Source organism: Enhydrobacter aerosaccus, from assembly GCF_900167455.1.
In the GTDB taxonomy this organism is placed as follows: Bacteria; Pseudomonadota; Alphaproteobacteria; order Reyranellales; family Reyranellaceae; genus Reyranella; species Reyranella aerosaccus.
Window position 1 is genome coordinate 40,516 of sequence record NZ_FUWJ01000018.1, and the last position, 19,957, is coordinate 60,472.

16 protein-coding genes are annotated in these 19,957 nt (G+C 65.6%); 10 read left to right on the forward strand and 6 right to left on the reverse strand.

The features are described from left to right. Positions 1 to 5: 5 nt before the first annotated feature. Complete coding sequence (gene puuE / locus B5D62_RS31285) at positions 6 to 917, reverse strand: allantoinase PuuE (RefSeq protein ID WP_085938024.1); 912 nt, start codon at positions 915 to 917, stop codon at positions 6 to 8. Between the two features lie 81 nt (positions 918 to 998). Between puuE and B5D62_RS31290 the strand changes: the two genes are divergently transcribed. The 3 genes from B5D62_RS31290 to B5D62_RS31300 all read left to right on the forward strand — a co-directional run bounded on the left by B5D62_RS31290 (position 999) and on the right by B5D62_RS31300 (position 5,246). Further along, positions 999 to 2,240: a Zn-dependent hydrolase gene (locus B5D62_RS31290; protein WP_085938025.1), complete on the forward strand. Its 1,242-nt coding sequence runs from the start codon at positions 999 to 1,001 to the stop codon at positions 2,238 to 2,240. Between the two features lie 108 nt (positions 2,241 to 2,348). Then, positions 2,349 to 3,503: a M20 family metallopeptidase gene (locus B5D62_RS31295; RefSeq protein WP_085938026.1), complete on the forward strand. Its 1,155-nt coding sequence runs from the start codon at positions 2,349 to 2,351 to the stop codon at positions 3,501 to 3,503. Positions 3,504 to 3,650: 147 nt separating this feature from the next. Then, positions 3,651 to 5,246 (forward strand): flavin-containing monooxygenase, encoded by a 1,596-nt coding sequence (locus B5D62_RS31300; protein ID WP_139374192.1) that lies wholly within the window; start codon positions 3,651 to 3,653, stop codon positions 5,244 to 5,246. A gap of 289 nt (positions 5,247 to 5,535) precedes the next feature. Here the strand turns inward: B5D62_RS31300 and B5D62_RS31305 are convergent, their stop codons facing one another. Further along, the gene (locus tag B5D62_RS31305; RefSeq protein ID WP_139374193.1) at positions 5,536 to 6,582 is read right to left on the reverse strand and encodes a peptidoglycan-binding domain-containing protein; all 1,047 of its coding nucleotides are present in this window, start codon (positions 6,580 to 6,582) and stop codon (positions 5,536 to 5,538) included. A 228-nt stretch (positions 6,583 to 6,810) separates the two neighbouring features. Between B5D62_RS31305 and B5D62_RS31310 the strand changes: the two genes are divergently transcribed. Next, positions 6,811 to 7,656 carry a hypothetical protein gene (locus tag B5D62_RS31310; protein WP_139374194.1) on the forward strand — a complete coding sequence of 282 codons (846 nt, stop codon included), beginning with the start codon at positions 6,811 to 6,813 and terminating at the stop codon, positions 7,654 to 7,656. Between the two features lie 36 nt (positions 7,657 to 7,692). On the opposite strand, the gene B5D62_RS31315 is transcribed toward B5D62_RS31310, so the two are convergent. Beyond that, positions 7,693 to 8,877: a hypothetical protein gene (locus B5D62_RS31315; RefSeq protein WP_085938030.1), complete on the reverse strand. Its 1,185-nt coding sequence runs from the start codon at positions 8,875 to 8,877 to the stop codon at positions 7,693 to 7,695. Between the two features lie 241 nt (positions 8,878 to 9,118). On the opposite strand from B5D62_RS31315, the gene B5D62_RS31320 reads away from it, so the two are divergent. Then, positions 9,119 to 9,841 (forward strand): hypothetical protein, encoded by a 723-nt coding sequence (locus B5D62_RS31320; RefSeq protein WP_139374195.1) that lies wholly within the window; start codon positions 9,119 to 9,121, stop codon positions 9,839 to 9,841. Positions 9,842 to 9,877: 36 nt separating this feature from the next. On the opposite strand, the gene B5D62_RS31325 is transcribed toward B5D62_RS31320, so the two are convergent. Next, positions 9,878 to 11,533 (reverse strand): AMP-binding protein, encoded by a 1,656-nt coding sequence (locus B5D62_RS31325; protein ID WP_085938032.1) that lies wholly within the window; start codon positions 11,531 to 11,533, stop codon positions 9,878 to 9,880. Between the two features lie 185 nt (positions 11,534 to 11,718). Between B5D62_RS31325 and B5D62_RS31330 the strand changes: the two genes are divergently transcribed. After that, positions 11,719 to 12,624 (forward strand): PhzF family phenazine biosynthesis protein, encoded by a 906-nt coding sequence (locus tag B5D62_RS31330; RefSeq protein WP_085938033.1) that lies wholly within the window; start codon positions 11,719 to 11,721, stop codon positions 12,622 to 12,624. 43 nt (positions 12,625 to 12,667) lie between these two features. Here B5D62_RS31330 and B5D62_RS31335 read toward each other — a convergent pair whose 3' ends face one another. Continuing rightward, entirely contained in the window at positions 12,668 to 13,990 is a 1,323-nt protein-coding gene (locus B5D62_RS31335) for a serine hydrolase domain-containing protein (protein ID WP_085938034.1), read from the reverse strand. 51 nt (positions 13,991 to 14,041) lie between these two features. On the opposite strand from B5D62_RS31335, the gene B5D62_RS31340 reads away from it, so the two are divergent. After that, positions 14,042 to 14,698 (forward strand): TetR/AcrR family transcriptional regulator, encoded by a 657-nt coding sequence (locus B5D62_RS31340; protein WP_170921245.1) that lies wholly within the window; start codon positions 14,042 to 14,044, stop codon positions 14,696 to 14,698. Here B5D62_RS31340 and B5D62_RS31345 read toward each other — a convergent pair. Further along, positions 14,640 to 15,101, reverse strand: coding sequence for an Lrp/AsnC family transcriptional regulator (locus tag B5D62_RS31345; RefSeq protein ID WP_085938035.1), 462 nt, complete (start codon positions 15,099 to 15,101; stop codon positions 14,640 to 14,642). The two genes, B5D62_RS31340 and B5D62_RS31345, sit on opposite strands and share 59 nt — an antisense overlap. A 109-nt stretch (positions 15,102 to 15,210) precedes the next feature. Between B5D62_RS31345 and B5D62_RS31350 the strand changes: the two genes are divergently transcribed. Genes B5D62_RS31350 through mtnA form a run of 3 tightly spaced genes read left to right on the forward strand, consistent with a single transcriptional unit; the run spans position 15,211 to position 19,953 of the window. Further along, the gene (locus B5D62_RS31350) at positions 15,211 to 17,544 is read left to right on the forward strand and encodes a transketolase (RefSeq protein ID WP_231715008.1); all 2,334 of its coding nucleotides are present in this window, start codon (positions 15,211 to 15,213) and stop codon (positions 17,542 to 17,544) included. A 34-nt stretch (positions 17,545 to 17,578) separates the two neighbouring features. Then, on the forward strand, positions 17,579 to 18,859 hold the full coding sequence (mtnK, locus tag B5D62_RS31355) for an S-methyl-5-thioribose kinase (protein WP_085938037.1): 1,281 nt from the start codon (positions 17,579 to 17,581) through the stop codon (positions 18,857 to 18,859). Then, positions 18,856 to 19,953 carry an S-methyl-5-thioribose-1-phosphate isomerase gene (gene mtnA, locus B5D62_RS31360; RefSeq protein WP_085938038.1) on the forward strand — a complete coding sequence of 366 codons (1,098 nt, stop codon included), beginning with the start codon at positions 18,856 to 18,858 and terminating at the stop codon, positions 19,951 to 19,953. The genes mtnK and mtnA overlap by 4 nt, the downstream gene beginning before the upstream one ends. Positions 19,954 to 19,957: the final 4 nt, after the last annotated feature.

Genomic DNA, 19,957 nt, shown 5'->3' on the forward strand with positions numbered 1-19,957 from the left:
GCCGGTCAGGTCCCGGCCGGATGCACCGTCATCCAGTGGCGCGCGATCTCCTCGCGCCGCGCTACCCAGACCTTGGGCTTGGAGGCGACATAGTCGAGGAAGCGCGCCAGGGTCGCGGCGCGGCTCGGCCGGCCCGCGAGCCGGCAATGGATGCCGATCGACATCATCTTGGGATGCCGTGCGCCCTCGGCATAGAGCATGTCGAAGGCATCCTTCATGGCCTGTAGCCAGCCGTCGCCAGCGCTGAAGCCGGGCGCGACGGCGAACTTCATGTCGTTCACTTCAAGCGTGTAAGGGACGATGAGATGCGGCGTACCCTCGACGCGCACCCAGTAAGGAAGGTCGTCGTTGTAGGAATCGCTCGAATAGAGGAAGCCGCCATGCTGCACGACGGCCTTGAGCGAATTCATCCCCAGCCGGCCCGTGTACCAGCCCACCGGCGGCTTGCCGGCCGTTTCCTTGATTGCCCGCACCGCCTTCCTGATGTGGTCGAGCTCCTGGTCGAGCGTGAAGTCCTTGTAGTTGATCCAGCGATAGCCGTGGCTCGCCACCTCGTGGCCTGCCTCGGCCATGGCCTTGCCCGCCGCCGGATTGAGCTCGAGCGCCCGGCCAATCGCCCAGGAGGTGAAATGCATGTTGCGTTCGCCGAACAGGCGCAGGATGCGCCAGAAGCCGGCACGGCTGCCATATTCATAGACCGACTCGGTCGACAGATCGCGCGCGCCCGGCAGCGGCACGCCGCCCGGCGTCTCGGTCAGGAAGACCTCCGAGGCCGCGTCGCCGTTCAGGATCGTGTTCTCCCCGCCCTCCTCGTAGTTCAGCACGAAGCTCACCGCGATCCGCGCCTCGTTGGGCCATTGGGGGTCCGGCGGATTGGGGCCATAGCCGATAAGATTGCGGTCGAGATGATTGTGCATGGAAGGCCCCTCGCAAACGCCAACGATTGAAGGCCGACTATGGGGCCGGTATAGCTCGGCCGACAAGCGCGAGGAGAAGGAATGAGCAGCGCTAATGCGGTGCGCGAAGACCGGTTGTGGCAACGGCATGCCGACATGGCGAAGCTGGGCGGCACGCCCAAGGGCGGCGTGAACCGTCAGGCCCTGTCGCCGGAGGATGCGGCGGCCCGCAACTTGCTGATGAGCTGGGCCAAGGCGCGCGGCTTTTCGATCTTCACCGACGTGATGGGCAACCTGTTCGTACAGCGCGCCGGCATCGACGCGAACGCGGCGCCGGTGATGAGCGGCTCGCATATGGACAGTCAGCCCACGGGCGGCCGCTTCGACGGCATGTACGGCGTGCTGGCCGCCTTCGAGGCGCTCGAGGCGCTGGAGGATGCCGGCATCCGGACCAAACGCCCCGTCATGGCGGTGGCCTGGACCAACGAGGAAGGCTCGCGCTTCCAGCCCGGCGCCATGGGCTCGGCGGTGTTCGCCGGCACGTACAAGCTCGACGAGATGCTGCAGGTGAAGGACTGGAAGGGCATCACCCTGAAGGACGCGCTGGCCGAGACGCTGAAGGCCGCGCCGGCGCCGATGCGCGACGGCAAGCCGGGCTTCGCCGTCGACTCCTATGTCGAGGCGCATATCGAGCAGGGCCCGCGGCTCGAGAACGAGAACAAGACGATCGGGGTCGTGACGGCGATCCAGGGCAGCCGCCGCTACATCGTCGAGATCGATGGCGAGGAAGCGCATGCCGGCACGACGCCGCGCAGCGCGCGCAAGGATGCCTTTGCCGCCGCGACCCGACTTGCGGCTGCGATGTACGCGACGACGACCGATGCCGACGATACGCTGCGCTTCACCATCGGCCGCGTCGAGGTCTCGCCCGGTTCGCCCAACACGGTGCCGGGCAAGGTGCTGTTCACGATCGACATGCGCCATCCCGACAATGCGGTCCTGGAAGAACACGAGAAGGCGTTGCGCGAGATCGTCGCCACCAGGGCCAAGCCCTGCCCCGCCAGGATCGAGCGCGTGACCAATGTCGCGCCCACCTATTTCGATCCCAAGGTCGTCGACCTGGTGCGCGCCAAGACCGAGGCGCTGGGCCTCAGCCACATGGACATGCCGTCCGGCGCCGGCCACGACGCCATGCATCTCGCCAAGCTGTGTCCGGCCGGCATGATCTTCGTGCCCTGCGAGCGGGGCATCAGCCACAACGAGATCGAGAACGCCACGCCCGCCGACCTTGCCGCCGGAACCCGCGTGCTTGTCGAAGTGCTGGAGGCGCTGGCCAATCGCTAATGGCCCATCGCCGTCGTCGCAAACCATAGCCGTGTCATCCCGAGCGCAGCGAGGGATCCCTCGCCGTGCTCGGGATGACACCTTTGTCTTCATCGAGGAAATACCGTCATGTCCAGGAAACTCTCCGCTGAACTCGTCTCCATCCTGTCCGATTTGATCGCGCTGCCGAGCCCCTATCCGCCCGGCACGTCGGTCGAGATCTGCGCCTACGCCGCCAAGCGGCTGAAGAAGGCCGGATACAAGGTCGAGATCGCCGCCAAGACCAAGGGCGTCGACAATGTCGTGGCCCGCCTCAAGGCGAAAACGAAAGGCCCGGTCATCGCCTTCAACGCCCATGTCGACACGGTGGGCGTGGGCGAGCGCGCCAACTGGAAGAGCGATCCCTACAAGGCGCTGGTGAAGGGCGGCCTCGTCTACGGTCTCGGCGCCGGCAACTGCAAGGGCAGCATGGCGGTGCAGCTCTGGCTGGCCGAGGAGATCGCGCGCCGCGGCGGACCAAAGAAGGGCGAATTGATCTTCACCTTCGTGGCCGACGAGGAGAACCTCGGACCGGATGGCATGTCGTTCCTGCGCGACACCGGGAAGGTGCGTCCCGACGCGTTGATCCTGGGCGCGCAGACCGAGAACAACCTGATCGTAGCCGAGCGCGGCGTGATGTGGGCCCGCATCACCACCAAGGGCAAGGCCGCCCATGCCGGCAATCCCGCCGCCGGCGACAATGCGATCCTGCGCATGATGCGCCTCGTCGGTGCCCTGCAGTCCTACTATGACAAGGCGCTGGCCAAGCGCGTCTCGGGCGCGATGAAGTCGACGGTGAACATCGGCATGTTCCATGGTGGCCACAACACCAACGTGGTGCCCTCCGCCTGCACGGTCGAGATCGATCGGCGCCTGCTGCCGGACGAGAAGGTGAAGGACGCGTTCAAGGAGCTGAAGACGATCGTCGACGGCGTCGGCGAGGCCAAGTCGCTCTACAAGGTCGAGTTCCTGACGGGGACCAACGGCTTCTACGCGCGGGAGAACGGTCAGGCGGTCGCGGCCTTCGAGGCGGCGGTGAAAAAGCAAAGCGGTCGCAAGGTCAAATTCCTCAATGCGACCGGAGTCAGCGACGGACGCTATTACGCCGACGACAAAATTGAGATCATCAATTTTGGCCCAGGCTCGGGTGCCCAGGGCCACGCCGCGAACGAGTCGGTGCCCATCGCCGAGATGGTCGAGGCGGCGAAGATCCAGTTGGAGGTGGTGCAACGCCTCCTGGATTGAGCAGCGTTTACCTCCCCCGTCATCGGGGGAGATGTCGCCGTAGGCGACGGAGGGGTCATGAGCCGCGCCAGTGGCTATGACCCCTCCGCCCCCTACGGGGGCACCTCCCCATGTGAATGGGGAGGCGGGGACAATGAGGAGTCGCGCATGAACTACGATGCCATCATCGTCGGGGCCGGGATCTCCGGCATGTACCAGCTCCTGAAGCTTCGCGAGCTCGGCATGACGGTCCGCGTGTTCGAGGCCGGCACGGGAGTCGGCGGCACGTGGTACTGGAACCGCTATCCCGGCGCCCGTTTCGATTCGGAGAGCTACTCCTACGGCTACTCCTTCTCCAAGGAACTGCTCGACGAGTGGCACTGGACGGAGCACTTCTCGCCGCAACCCGAGACGCTGCGCTATCTCAACCATGTCGCCGACAAGTTCGATCTGCGCCGCGACATCCAGTTCAAATCCAAGGTCACGGCCGCCCACTACAGCGAGGCGACGCGCAGCTGGGACGTGACACTGGAAGACGGCAGCCATCACACGGCGCGCTTCCTGATCACCGCCGTCGGTCCGCTGTCCGCGCCGACCATGCCCAAGATCCCGGGCATCGAGAGTTTCGGTGGCGAGTCCTATCACACGGCCCGCTGGCCCCATGAGCCAGTGAGCTTCGAAGGCAAGCGCGTGGCGGTGATCGGGACCGGCGCGACCGGCGTGCAGACGATCCAGGAAGTGGCCAAGACCGCGGGCACGCTCACCGTGTTCCAGCGCACCCCCAACTGGTGCGCGCCCCTGCTCAACGCCAAGATCGACGAAGCGGAAATGAGCCGCATCCGGGCGCGCTATCCCGAGATCTTCGAGCGGTGCGAGGCGACCTACGCCTGCTTCCTGCATACGCCCGATCCGCGCGGCACCTTCGAGGTGTCGCCGGAGGAGCGCGAAGCCTTCTGGGAGAAGCTCTATGCCGAACCGGGATTCGGCATCTGGCAGGGCAACTTCCGCGACATCCTGACCGATCGCAAGGCCAACGCGCTGCTCAGCGATTTCGTCGCCCGCAAGATCCGCCAGCGCGTGAAGAACCAGGCCGTCGCCGAAAAGCTGATTCCGAAGAATCACGGCTTCGGCACCCGGCGCGTGCCGCTCGAGACCAAGTACTACGAGGTCTACAACCAGCCCAATGTCAGCCTGGTCGATATCAAGGAGACGCCGATCGAGCGCATCACGCCCACCGGCATCAAGACCACGAACGCCGAGTACGAATTCGACATCATCATCTATGCCACCGGCTTCGACGCCATCACCGGCAGCTTCGACCGCATCGACATCCGGGGCGTGGACGGGCTCAAGCTCAAGGACAAATGGCGGCAGGACGGCCTGCAGACCTTCCTCGGCGTGCAGGTCGCAGGCTTTCCCAACATGTTCATGCTGGTGGGCCCGCACACCGCGTTGGGCAACATTCCACGCAGCATCGAGTACAACGTCGAATGGGTGACGGGCGTCCTGCACTACATGAAGGACCGTGGTCTGACGCGCGCCGAGTGCCGCCCCGAATCCGCCAAGGACTGGACCGACCACGTGCTCGCGCTTGCCGATGGCCTGCTGTCGATGGAGATCGATTCCTGGATGACCGGCATCAACCGCAACGTCGAGGGCAAGGATGTCCGGTCCGTCGCGCGTTACACCGGCTCCGCTCCCGCCTATCGCGCCCGTTGCGAGGAAGTGGCGGCCGGCGGCTACCGGGAACTGGCGCTGGGCTAGGTTCCCAGTCTTCCCAGGTCGCTGGGAAGTCTCCGGTGCCGATGGCGCAAGGCCTTCCGGCCGTTCTTCCCATCGTCGCCCCCCACTCCCCCGCCTTCGACGCGGAAAAAAATCCGCTCGCGAGGAAGCGCCTGAAACGCTGCAGCAACAGGCTTTCACCCAATTCCTCGCGAGGCTCGCGAGGCTCGCGAGCGCCAGCATAAAGAAACGCGAAGCGAAGCGAGCGGCGTCGTTCATGCCGCCATGATAAGCGGCGGCCGCCCTGCTCCCTATTATGGTCGCCTTCGGCTTACCGTCCGATCGACTGGAACCAGCGTGTGATGCTGTCGCCGATCTGCTGTAACGGCGCGAAGGGATCGGCGGAACGGGTTGCGTAGCGCGGCCGCGGCGGCGGATCGGGACGCACGGCCAGCTGCGGCGCCGGATCGCGGCGCAGCTGGTCGAGCAGATCGCGATCGAGCTGCCCGGTCTGCTGCAGCCCCCGCTCCTGCTGATAATGCATGATTGCGGCTCGAGTCATGGGGCCGGGTGTGCCGTCGACCGGTCCGGGATTGAAACCGAAAGAGCGCAGCCGCCCCTGCGCTTCGCGCACTTCCTCGGAGCGCAGGGGCGCTGGGGCCTGTGCCGATGGATCGAAAGGCGCCGTTGCGACCGGCGCGGAATCGGTTGCTGTCACGGAGGCGGGCGGTGGCGCGACCGCCACAGCAGGCTCCAGCGGCGAAAGCGATGGATCACGAGGAGATGGCGACGGCAGCGGTGCGACGGGCGCTGATGAGACCGGCGGAGGTGCGACCGGCGGAGGTGCGACAGGCATCGCCGGAGGCGGCGTGAGCGGAGTCGGATCGCGCTTCGCGACCGACGCCGGCGGGTCGACCGGAGGCGTCGCTGCGACGCTGCCCGACGGCGGTGACGGCAGTGAATTGGGCGTCGGCGCAAGATCGGCCGTCTGGATCGGCGGGCGCGCCGGCTGCGCGGCCGCCACGTCGGCCGTCTCGGAGTCGGGCGGCGCCGCAATCATCACCACCAGCCAGGCGATGCAGGCCGCAGCAGTCGCCGCACCCGCCGTTCCCAACACCATTTTCCAGCGTCGGGCCCGCGTCGAGAAATAAGCCCGGGCGGCCCGGCGCCGCGCTTCCACTTCAGCCTTGGGATCGACGTCCGCCTGTTGCGCGGCCCGCTCGCTCAGCCGCCGCGACAGATCGGCGATGGATTTCTTGAAGCGCGCCTCGGCCTCGGGATCGACCTGCTCCTGCAGCGGCGGCCGGCGGCCGGCGGTGAAATCCCCCGCCTTGTTACGGGCCGGCTCGGCCCTGCCTGGCTCGGGTCCCACAGTCATGCGATCGCCTGTCATTGCCCCACCTGTCTCTCCGGCGGGAGTGTCGTGGGGAAATAGCGCCGGATTCGGTATGCCGCGGTGACCAATTTGGGACCAATAGCACCTCCCGGCCGTGCTGGTTCGGAGCCGGACAGCGGCCCCGCAATAGTATCCGCCTCTGGCATCTCCTAGCGTGCCCGCGCTCGAACGGGGGGAGTGGCGTTGGTCTGGGGGCTAGAGCGGCGCAGCGTGGCAGTCGGGGTGATGGTGTTCGTACTGGCTGGGCTGGCAGAAATGGCCCACGCCCAGATCGACACCGAGCATATGTTCGGCTTCAGCGAGGGCAGCGACATCGGTCGGCGCGGCGACCGCGAGGTCGAGATCGAAACCGTCGGCGGATTTGGGCGAGACGCAAATAGTTACAGCGCCGTTACGACGAACGTCTCCTTCAAGTACGGCGTGACCGACTATTTCCGGATCGCGCCGTCGGTCGAGGTTGGCCGCTGGGACGTTGCCGGCCTTCCCGGTGTCGACGACCAGCATCAGTTCGGCGTTGATGCGCTCTCGCTGGAGATGCGATTTCATTTGCTCGATCGGCTGACGCAGCCGGTCGGACTCACCCTGATGGCCGCTCCCTTCGTCGGCTTCATCGATCCTTCCCTCGGAGTGGCCGGCGATCGCATCGGCGCGGCGTTCCTGCTCGCCGTCGACCGGGCACTGGTTCCGAACCAGCTCTTCGTCGCGCTCAATCTCCATTATGACTTCGAGAGCGATCGTCCTTCTGTGCCCGGGCTTGTCACTCAGTTGTCGAATCTCGCCTTCTCCGTGGCGTTCAGCCGACAGGTGATGCCGTGGCTCTATGTCGGCGGCGAGGCGCGCTATCTGAGAACCTATGACGGGCTCGCCTTGGGCACTCTCGCCGGTCAGGCGCTCTATGTCGGTCCGGTCTTCTACATACCGGTGTCGCGGCGCTTCACGGTGTCAGGTGCCTGGGAACCGCAAGTCTGGGGCCAGGATACCGTGGCAGGCGGCGGGCTCGATCTCCTCAATTACGAGCGCCAGCAGGTGAAGCTGCGACTGTCCCTGGCGTTGTAGGAGCGCGTTTCTCTGAAGAATGGCAACGTCCGCGGGTTAATGCACCTCGTAGGCAGCCAATGGAACGACGGCCCACTCGGTGTCGAACTGTCCTAAACGCTCCTCGCGGAACCTGCTTCTGACCACTACCCATTGGCGGTCGGGAGAAACGACATACGTGGTTATCGGATGACATAGACCACAAAATCGTGGCCTCGGCGCGCCACCCGTTCGACACGCGGCGGGAAGCTCACCGACCCAGTCAGGAGCCACCTCAACGATGCAAGCACGTCCCGCGCTGCCTCCGAAGATGTAGCCCGCGCGACCTACGCCAACGAACTCAAATTCCGGATCCTTGAAAATAGTAGGAGCAGAACGGCAATCACGAGGCCGATGTGAAACGATGGCGCAGACCGCGACGACGAGGTGCTTGTCGTCTGACACCCCGATCACAGCCAGCTTGTCTTTATCGAAGAAAAAAGACTTTACCGTCTCCGCCTTCTTAAGGAGGCTGTCTAAGGGAAGTCGATAGCCCTTGCTGGCACCGAAAGCAGAGACAAAGAGATCAAGCGCGGAAGGATCGTTCCACCGACCGGCGTCCGGGGTAGTTCTTACTGAATAGGCTATTGTCTCCCCATCGCCGCTGACCGCTGCCGCAGCAACCATATTGGAAGAAGCCTCGCCGAAAGTCCGGGAACGCTCGATTTGGGCTTTGCCATCAGCAGTGGCGGCGATTTTCACGGATTCGATCGTGCCCGTCCACCAATCGGGATCTTTGTTGAGCGAACGGGCCAGAATGAAAGTGCGACGAGCACCATCGACCGACAGAAGATTGGCTGCATATCCCAGCCCGACACTTCGCTTGTTCCTGTCCACAAGCGCGTACTCTCCACCGATCCTTGCATCCGTTCCTGACGAACGAGTCACGACCTCCGATGCATCCGCATTACAGGCGACAATTCCTGCCTCCAGCCGATCGCGCCGGGTTACCGTCTTGCGGTCGATATCGTAGAGCGTGATCCATTCGCGCCCACCGTTCATCCCTTTTCCAGGGAACGCGACTATAGTGGATCCGCACCAGACGGGATCGTCAAACTCATATTCGACGCCGGGCAGCCTTAAGACGGCTGCGTTGTCTGATACGTCCACTTCGAGCGAAGGCTCCTCTTGAGCAGCTGCGATATTGAAACAAGCCGCTACGATCATAATGGCAGAGCAAAATATCAGCCGATCGATGACCATCTCTCAACTCACGGTAGACTCGCACCGTGAACTCCAGCCTAAATTCTGTCCATAGACGAGACCGGCAGGGCGTCGATTTTGACGCGCTGATGCATGATTGCCACTGGCACCGCTGTACTACCTCCGCACTCGAAAACTATTTCCGCTGCAAGCAAGGCGCGCTTCGGGGCGGTCAGGCCCATCACACATTTCTGAACGACGACAACTTGATGATCGGCACAACGCCACCGATATGCCGAAAATGCCTGCGATAAAGGCCCTGGCCACGATCGCCCTTGCGCTGGCCGCCACCCCCATGGCGACGACAGTAACCCATGCCCAGGGCGTCGGCGTTGCCCCCGGCGGCAGTACCGCCAATACCACCGGCATCGGCAGCGGGCTGGGCGATCCGCGCGGTACCGGGCCGCATTATCCCAATGGAACGACCCAACCGGTGTTGCCGCCTCCGCCGCCGCCCGGCGGCTACAACCCGTCGCTTCCGCCGGTTCCGTCCTTTTCGACCAGTTCGCGTCCGCCCTCCTATCCGCAACCGACGGCGCCCTTTGGCCCGCCCGTGTCCGGCCCTTCGACCTCGGGCGCTTCCCTGCCAGCGCTCGCGCTCCCGGCGGCGCCGGTCAGCGATCTGTCGTTCCTCAAGGGCTGCTGGCGCACCGACGTGTTCCAGTATTCGAACCAGCCGGGCGTCTCGACCTATTGCTTCGACGCCCAGGGACGCGGACGATTTCTCTACAAGCGCCTCAACCAGCCGGACTATGCCTGCCAGGCCACGGCGCAGGCCGACTATGTCGGACCGCAGCTCCGCTTCCACACCTCGAACATGACCTGCAGCGACGGGCGCAGCGCCTACCCCGCCAATCTCGATTGCGCCGGCGGCGGCTCGGGCGAGGCGGCGCAGTGCACCAGCACGGCCGAAACGCAGGCCGGCGCCGAGACCTGGTCGGTCCATCTGCGCCGCATCCGCTGACGCCCCTGCAGGGGCCGTCATTGCAGAGGGGTGGTGTCAGGCGGTCTTCTGCATCTTGAGCCCGAGCTTGCCGATCGTCTCCTCGCGCATGACGAACTTCTGGATCTTGCCCGTGATGGTCATGGGGAAGGCATCGACGAACTCGACATAGCGCGGGATCTTGTAATGGGCGATCTGGCCCTTGCAGAATTCCTTGATCTCCTCGGGCGTCGCGCTCTGGCCGTCTCGCAGCTTGATCCAGGCGCAGATCTCCTCGCCGTACTTCTGATCGGGAACGCCGATCACCTGCACGTCCTGCACCTTGGGGTGGCGATAGAGAAATTCCTCGATCTCGCGCGGATAGACGTTCTCGCCGCCGCGGATCACCATGTCCTTCAAGCGACCGACGATATTCACGTACCCCTCGGCGTCCATGGTGGCGAGATCGCCGGTATGCATCCAGCCGCCATCGTCGATCGCCTCGGCGGTCTTCTCGGCATCGTTCCAGTAGCCCTTCATCACCGAATAGCCGCGGGTGCAGAATTCACCGGTCTCGCCGCACGGCACGATCCTGCCTTCGGAATCGACGATCTTGATCTCGAGATGCGGCATCACCTGGCCTACGGTGGAGACGCGCCGTTCCACCGGATCGTCCGTCGCGCATTGCGTCGACACGGGCGAGGTCTCGGTCATGCCGTAGGCAATGGTCACCTCGTGCATGTGCATCTGGCTTTGCACCCGCTTCATCACCTCGATGGGGCATGGCGATCCCGCCATGATGCCGGTGCGCAGGCTCTTGAGATCGAACTTGCCGAACTCTGGGTGATCGAGCTGGGCGATGAACATGGTGGGCACGCCGTAAAGCGCCGTGCAACGCTCCTCGGCGACCGCCTGCAGGGTCGCCAGCGGATCGAAAGCCTCGGCCGGATAGACCATGGTGGCGCCGTGCGTCAGGCAGCCGAGATTTCCCATCACCATGCCAAAGCAATGATAGAGCGGCACGGGGATGCACAGGCGATCGGTGGCGGTGAGCTTCAGTCCTTCACCGACGAAATAGCCGTTGTTCAGGATGTTGTGATGGGTGAGCGTCGCCCCCTTGGGAAAACCCGTCGTTCCCGAGGTGAACTGGATATTGATGGCATCGTCGAACTGCAGCTTGGGGCCGATCTCGGCCAGCTTCGCCTTTTCGGCCTTGCCGCCGGCCTTGGCGACATCGTCGAAATTCAGCATGCCCGGCGTCTTCTCCGCGCCGAGACGGACGATGTGCTTGAGATGTGGCAGCTTCCGGTCCTTGACCAGGTCGGCCACAATCTCGAGATAATTGGAGGTCTTGAGCGAAGGCGCCAGGATCAGCGCCTTGCACTCGACCTTGTTCATCGCATATTCGAGCTCGGCGCGGCGGTAGGCGGGGTTGACGTTCACCAGCACCAGACCGGCCTTGGCGGTGGCGAACTGGGTCAGCGTCCATTCCGAATTGTTGGGCGACCAGATTCCGATGCGATCGCCGCGCTCCAACCCCAGGGCCAGCAGACCGGCGGCCAGATCGTCGACGCGGCGGCCGAGTTCGCTCCAGCTCCAGCGGATGTTCTGATGCTTCACCACCAGCGCCTCGCGTTCGCGATGGGTCTCCACGGTGCGATCGAAGAAGGCGCCGATCGTCTCGCCGATCAGCTTCTTGGGCGAAACGCCGTGGTCATAGGAAATGCGGGTCATCGGTAAGGCCTCAACGCTGAGTTTCTAGTTGGAGCGCATCCAGGCCGCCGGAGTACGGACCGACACAAAGCTGTCATGCCGGCCACAGCCGGGTCCGTGACTATCCGATTGGCCAAGTGTTTTTCCTCCCAGACACAAGTTAATCTCGCTCAGCCCCCTTTCGGCAAGCGGTTAGGGTCCCCGCCATGCAAATCCCCTTCACGACCGTAGATGTCTTCACCGACCGCCAATTCGGCGGCAATCCGCTGGCCGTGGTCACCGACGCCCGCGGCCTGTCGGGCGAGCAGATGCAGGCCATCGCTGCCGAGTTCAATCTGGCCGAGACGACGTTCGTGCTGCCGCCGCAGGATGCGTCGCACACGGCGCAGGTGCGCATCTTCACGCCCAAGGCCGAGATGCCGTTTGCCGGACACCCCAATGTCGGCACCGCGTTCGTGCTGGCACGGGCGGGCCAGTGCCTCGGCCGCAAGATCACCGGCGACCGCCTGCTGTTCGAGGAGAAGGCCGGCGTCGTGCCGCTCGACCTCGTGCGCGACAACGGCGTCGTGATCGCCACCCGCCTGGCGGCGCCGCAGCCACTCACCTTCGGCGAGGAGATCCCTGTCGAGATCGTGGCCACAGCGGCGTCCCTGAAGCCGGCCGACATCAAGACGGATATCCATCGGCCGGTCGTTGCCTCCTGCGGTGCCGGGCTGCTGTTCGCGGAGCTCGTGTCGCGGGAAGCGCTGAAGGCCGCCGCCCCGCGCGCCGACGTCTTCGCCCGCGACCTGCCGCGGGATCGTACGGTCGGTCTTCACCTCTATGTCCGGGCCGCGGACGGCGACATCGACATCCACACCCGCATGTTCGCGCCGGAGCACGGCATTCCCGAGGATCCGGCAACGGGCGCCGCCAACGTGGCGCTGATCGGGCTGCTGGCCCACTTCGACGACAGTGCCGACCTGACGCTCAACCGTACCATCGGCCAGGGCTTCGACATGGGCCGGCCGAGCGTCCTGCAGGCGTGCGCAGAGAAGAAGGGCGGCAAGGTGATTGCCACCTACATCGGCGGCCGTTGCGTGCCGATGATGACGGGCATGATCGAGCTTTAGCCGCTCCTGGCCGTTGGCGGAGGCTTGCGGCCCGACACTTCAGTCACCTCGCCGATCCAAGGTCGGCAAGGGCTTGCGCCAGCCGCGCGACGGCTTCGACCGGAGTGTGGTTGGTGGGATCGAGCGAGAAGCCCAGGCTCACGATCACCAGCCGCCGCGACGGCGCGATCAGCACGATCTGGCCCGAATTGCCGAGCGCGAAGAAGGAGTCGGCCGGCATGCCCCAGGAACGGCGACGGCGGGCACCCTCTGACTCGCCGCGATTGGTCCAGAAGCCGGCGCCATAGCCCGCCTCCGCCGGCGGCGTCGGCCGGGCCGAATAGTCGACCCAGCCCTCGGGCAGCAGGCGTCGGCCCTCGACCACGCCATCGTTCAGATAGAGCAGCCCGAAGCGCGCCCAGTCGCGGGCGGACGCAAAGGCCCAGCTCGCCCCCATCGGCGTCCCGGCTTCGTCGAACTCCAGCAATGCGCTCTTCATGCCGGCCGGCCCGAACAGTTCCCGGCGCGCGAAATTGGCCACAGCGTCGGGCGTGCCGCCAGCGGCACGTCGGACGATGCCCGACAGGAGCTGGTAGTTGGCGTCGGTATAGGACCAGCGCTCCCCCGGCTTGCCCTCGAAGCGGGTCGCGGCGAATGCTGCGGTGTCGGCCTCGAGAAACTGCATGCGGCTGGACAGGTCGAAACCGCTGTTCGACGAGCCGAACGGCTGGCCGCTGGTCTGGCGCAGCAGGTGGTCGACCGTGATGCCATTGGGCAATCCCGGGACCGGCTGGTCGAGCGCGAGCTTGCCGTTGCGGACGAGGATGCCGATCAGGGCGTTGGTGATCGACTTGGCCATCGACCAGCTTTGCAGGCGTGTGTCGGCCCTGTCGCCCGCGGCGTAACGCTCGCCCACGATGTTGCCGTCCTGGACGATGACCAGAGCGCGGCGGTCGGGCGTGAAGGCGCGATCGATTGCGGCCGTCAGGCGCGGATCGGGGGCCTGCGGCAAGGGCACATCGGCAAACGCCACCGGGTCGAGAACAAGCGGCGCGGGCGGAGCGGCGGACCGGTTCATCACCGTGCAGCCGCGGCCCTCCGCATAGACGGCGCGTGCGGCAAACGCATGTCCCACCGTTGCCGTCACCTGTCGCCGCTCGTGGTCGACAGTGTAATGCAGCCGGTCGGCGACGATCCGCACGCCGATGAAGGGCTGAAGGTAATCGTGGAAGACCGGTTCGGGATCACGACCTTCGACGAAGGCCACGGAGCAGAGCTCGTGAGCCGTCAGCGACGACGCGACGTGCAGGGCGCGGTCCACGCCGCAGCCACCCAGCATCAAGGGCAAGAGGAAGGAGATCAGGATCGCCGTTGCCGTTCGCTTCATGGCCGATTAGATACGACGATTGCTCGGATTCACCTACTCGGATTGCCCGATATGGCCGCAGCCAAATCGCAACGACGGAAAAAGCCGAAGATTCAACGGCGGGCGCCCCAGCAGAGGCGTGCGCAGGCGACGTATGATGCAGCCCTCGAGGCCGCGGCTCGGATCGTACGCCGGGACGGGCTGGCCGGACTCAACACCAACCGCATCGCCGAGCGGGCGGGCATCAGTGTCGGTACGCTCTACGGCTACTTTCCCGACAAGACGGCGATCCTGGTGGCTCTGGCGCGCCGCCTGCTGGCCGAGGACCAGATAGCGATGACGGCGGCCTTGGCCTCCGATCCGGGCGATCGCGTGCGCTTGATCGTACGGACCCTGGTGGCGCGCCATCGTACCGACCGCGAACTGCGCCGCGCCGTGATGTCGGTGCATCTCGGCCAGGGTCATGGTGACGAGCACAGCGAGGGCGTCGAGCAGTTCATTGCCAGCCTGGGCTCGAAGCATGGGCTCTCGCAGATCGGCGCGCTGCGCCTGTTCGTGGCGACGCGGGCGGCGCTCGGGGTCGCGCGGGCGCTTGTGGAGGAGCACAAGGCGGCGCAATTCTCCGATGCCGAGATCGAGGACGAGATCGTTGCGCTCGTCGAGGCCTATCTCAGCCGAGCGGCAGGGCCGTCCCCTGCTTCACGGGGCGCAGCGCGAACGAGCTCCTGATCTGGGCGATGCCGGGAATCTTGGTGAAATCCATGACGAAGCGCTCGTAGGCTTCCAGGTCGGGCACGACGATGCGCAGCAGATAATCGCTGTCGCCGGTCATGAGATAGCATTCCATCACTTCCGGGCGCGCCGCCGCCGCTCGCTCGAAGTCCTTCAGCGACTTCTCGTTCTGGGTCGACAGCGAGACGCTCATGAAGACGTTCACCGACAGGCCGACCGTCTTGGCATCGACCAGGGCGGCATAGCCCTTGATCACGCCCGCCTCCTCGAGCGCCTTCACCCGCCGCCAGCAGGGCGACGAGGACAGGCCGACCTTCTCCGCCAGCTCGGTATTGCTGAGGCGGCCGTCCTGCTGCAGCTTCTCCAGGATGCGCCGGTCGATGGCGTCGAGGGAGATCATTGCTTCAATTTCCTGATTTTGGCGCAATTTTACCCTATACAGCGGCGGAACGGGTCCAAACGCAAGGATATTCCCCGATGCCGAGCGTATCCCGGTTGTCATGACCTCCATGGCCCCCGTCCAACGCCTGAAGCTCCTGCGCGACCTGGAACGCAAGGTTCTGTGGCTTTCCGCCTGGACCATCCATCACGCCAACCATGTGCGACCGAACCGCGACGGGCTCAAGGTCGGCGGCCATCAGGCGTCGTGCGCGTCGCTCGCGACCGTGATGACGGCGCTCTATTTCTCGGTGCTGCGCCCGGAGGATCGCGTCGCGGTGAAGCCGCATGCCTCACCGGTGTTCCATGCCATCCAGTATCTGTTCGGGCATCAGACCCAGGACAAGCTCGAACACTTCCGCAGCTATGGCGGCGCGCAGTCCTATCCCTCGCGCACCAAGGATGTCGACGACGTCGATTTCTCGACCGGCTCGGTCGGTCTCGGCGTGGCGATGACGCTCTTCTCGTCGATCGTGCAGGACTATGTGCGGCTGAAGAAGCTCGCACCAGCAGAACGACCCACCGGTCGCATGGTGGCGCTGGTCGGCGACGCCGAGCTCGACGAGGGCAATATCTTCGAGGCCCTGCTCGAGGGCTGGAAGCACGACGTGCGGAACCTGTGGTGGGTGATCGACTACAACCGCCAGAGCCTCGACGGCGTGGTGAACGATCGCCTGTTCGGCCGCATCGGCGAGATGTTCGAGCTGGTGGGCTGGCGCGTCGTCACCTTGAAATATGGCAAGCTGCTGGAGACCGCCTTCGCCCAACCGGACGGCGAGCAGCTCAGGCAATGGATCGACGACTGCCCCAACTCGCTCTATTCGGCGCTGGTGTTCAAGGGCGGCGCCGGCTGGCGCGAGGCGTTGACGCGCGACCTGAATCAGTATCCCGGCATCCGCCGCATCCTGGAGCAGCACGACGACGCGTCGCTGCACCGGCTGATGACCAACCTGGCCGGCAACGACATGCAGGCGGTGCTCGACGCCTTCGAGGGCGTCACCGACGACACGCCGACCTGCTTCATCGCCTACACCATCAAGGGCCAGGGCTTGCCCTTCGCCGGTCACAAGGACAATCACTCCGGCCTGATGACCGTCGAGCAGATGGCGGGATTCAAGAAGGGCATGGGTATCGCCGACGGCCAGGAGTGGCAGAAGTTCGCCGGCCTTGCTGCGCCGGTCGCAGAACTCGAAACCTTCATCCGCCAGGCGCCCTTCAATGCCGAAGGCCGGCGCCGTACCGCGGCACCCGCGATCGCCATTCCGGCAGCCCTGCCCAGACCCAACGACAGGAAGGCCAGCACGCAGGAAGGCTTCGGCAAGATCCTGAACGCGATCGCCGCCGAGGACAGCGAGCTGGGACGCCGGATCGTCACCACCTCACCGGACGTGTCGGTTTCGACCAATCTCGGTGCGTGGATCAATCGACGCGGCCTGTTCGGCCACACCGAGGCGGAAGACGTGTTCCGCGAGCTCAAGGTCGTGTCGGCGCAGCTCTGGCGCAAGACGCCGCGCGGCCAGCATATCGAGCTGGGTATCGCCGAGAACAATCTCTTCATCCAGCTCGCCGCCCTCGGCCTCAGCCACGAACTGTTCGGCACGCGCCTGCTGCCGATCGGGACACTCTACGATCCCTTCATTGCCCGCGGCCTCGATGCGCTGAACTATGCCTGTTATCAGGATGCGCGCTTCATGGTGGTGGCCACACCCTCCGGCGTCACCCTGGCGCCGGAAGGCGGCGCGCATCAGAGCATCCATACGCCGCTGATCGGCATCGGCCAGCCCGGCCTGCTCTCCTACGAGCCGGCCTTCGTCGACGAGCTCGCGGTGCTGATGCGCTTCGGACTCGAGCATATGCAGCAGCCTAAAGGGTCCTCGATCTACCTGCGCCTCTCCACCCGCAGCCTGCTGCAGCCCGAACGGACACTGTCGCCCGCGCAGGAGGCCGACCTCATCGCCGGCGGTTACTGGTATGCGCCGCCGGAACCCGGGGCCGACGTGGCGCTCGTGGCGATGGGCGCGGTCACACCCGAAGCGATCGCCGCACATGCCAGCATCGTCCGGGATTTCGCCGGCGCCGGCCTGCTGGTCCTGAGTTCTCCCGACCGGCTGCACGCCGACTGGCTGGCGGCCCAGCGGGAACGCGGCCGCACCGCGGGAACGATCGACCGCGGCGCGAGCCCGGTCGAACGCCTGCTGGCACCGCTCTCGCGCGATGCACGCCTGGTGACCGTCCTCGACGGCCACCCGCTGGCGCTGTCCTGGCTGGGATCGGTGCGCGGTCAGCGTGTCGTCCCGCTCGGCATCGAGTCATTCGGCCAGTCGGGCGATATTCCGGATCTCTATCGCGCCTATAGACTCGATGCCGCGGCCCTGGTCGACGCGGTTGCGAGAGCGATCTCTTGACCTTCGGCGCGGCAGGCCCGAATTTCCGGGCGCCATGTCACTGGATGTTCCGCCCGGCTATCGGGCCCTGAAGGAAGCCGACGTCGCCGCCTACCTGGCGGAGATTCCGGCCGTCGCAACCAATCTCGGCGGTCAACCCGCAGAGTGGAAGATCCGGGAAGTCGGCGACGGCAATCTGAATTTCGTCTTTGTCATCGAGGGACCGCGCGGCGGCGTGGTGCTGAAGCAGGCCCTGCCTTATCTGCGGCTGGTGGGAGAGAGCTGGCCACTGCCGTTGCGCCGCTCCTTCTTCGAGTATCAGGCGCTTGTCGTGCAGGCCAAGGCGGCGCCACAGCACGTGCCGAAGCTGTTCCATTTCGACGAGACGCTGGCGCTCACCGTCATGGACTACCTCAACCCGCACATCATCCTGCGCAAGGGCCTGATCCGCGGCACGGTCTATCCGAAGCTCGCCGACCATATGGCGACCTTCATGGCCGAGACGCTGTTCGCGACCTCCGATCTCGGCCAGCCGGCGGCCGAGAAGAAGAAGCACATGGCGCTCTTCTGCGACAATATCGAGCTTTGCCGCATCACCGAGGATCTGGTCTTCACCGACCCGTGGCGGGTGGCGGACGGCAATCGCTGGACCAGCCCGCAGCTCGACTTCACCGCCGCCGCCGTGCGCACCGATGGCCCGTGGAAGCGGGCCGCCCAAGAGCTGAAGCTCAAGTTCCTGAGCGAGGCCCAGGCGCTGATCCATGGCGATCTGCATTCCGGTTCGATCATGGTGACCGAATCCGAGACCTACGCCATCGATCCGGAGTTCGCCTTCTATGGGCCGATGGGGTTCGATGTCGGCGCGCTGCTCGGCAATCTCTACCTCGCCTATTTCTCGCAGAGCGGTCACGAGACCATGCCGGGCAGCCGCGACAGCTACCGCGACTGGATCCTCAAGACCATCGAAAGCATCTGGACGCTGTTCGATGAACGCTTCCGCGCCCTGTGGAACAACGCCCATGCCGGCGACGTCCTCGCCCCGGCGCTGTTCCTCAACAACCAGGAGCCGCTGGCCTTGAAGGCGGCGCAGGATGCCTACATGCGTCGCCTGTTCGTCGATGCGCTGGGTTTCGCCGGCGCCAAGATGACGCGCCGCATCCTGGGTCTCGCCCATGTCGAGGATCTCGAGAGCATCGTCGACCCCGACCTGCGTGCCCGCTGCGAGAAGCGCGCCTTGAAGCTTGCCCGGCTGCTGATGGTCGAGGGCGGTGGCTTCACCGACATCAAGGCGGTCAACGACGCCGCCCGCGCCACGCAGCGCGAGGCCGTGCGGTGAAAGTCGACGGCACCCCCTACCGCACCATCTGGCTCGGTGCCGACGGCCGCACCGTGCAGGCCATCGACCAGACCCTGCTGCCGCATCGTTTCGTCGTCCGCGACTTCAGGACGGTCGAGGATGCCGAGCGCGCCATCCGCACCATGGTGGTGCGCGGCGCTCCCTTGATCGGCGCCGCCGCCGCCTACGGCATGGCGCTGGCGATGGCGACCGACCCGTCCGACGCCATGCTGGCGCGCGCCCATGCGCTGCTGCTCGCCTCGCGCCCGACCGCCGTCAACCTGCGCTGGGCACTCGACGACCTGCGGGCCTTGCTGGCGCCGCTACCCAGCGCGGCAAGGCGTGAAGCGGCCTACCGCCGCGCTGCCGAGATCTGCGACGAGGATGCCGAGATCTGCCGCCGCATCGGCGAACATGGGCTGGGCGAGATCCGTCGCCTCAAGCCGCGCCAGGGCGAGCGGCTGAACGCCCTCACCCATTGCAATGCCGGCTGGCTCGCCACGGTCGACTGGGGCACTGCCCTGGCGCCGATCTACCAGGCGCACGATGCCGGCATCCCGATCCATGTCTGGGTCGACGAAACCCGGCCGCGCAACCAGGGCGCCAGCCTGACGGCCTGGGAGCTCGGCAAGCACGGCGTGCCGCATACCGTCATCGCAGACAATGCCGGCGGCCATCTCATGCAGCACGGCAAGGTCGACTTCTGCATCGTCGGCACCGACCGCACGACGCGGCGCGGCGATGTCTGCAACAAGATCGGCACCTACCTCAAGGCGTTGGCTGCGCGCGACAACGGCGTGCCGTTCTATGTCGGACTGCCCTATCCGACCATCGACTGGACGATCGAGGACGGCCATCGCGAGATCCCGATCGAGGAACGCCACGCCGCCGAGCTGTCGCGCATCTCCGGCCGCACCGAAAGCGGAGAGGTCGTGGCGGTCGATGTGCTGCCCGAGGGCAGCCCCGCCGCCAATCCGGCCTTCGACGTGACGCCGGCGCGGCTGGTCACGGCCCTCATCACCGAGCGCGGCGTCTGCCCGGCCAGCGAGGCCGGGTTGCTGTCGCTCTACCCCGAACAGGCTCGGGCGGCGTGACTAG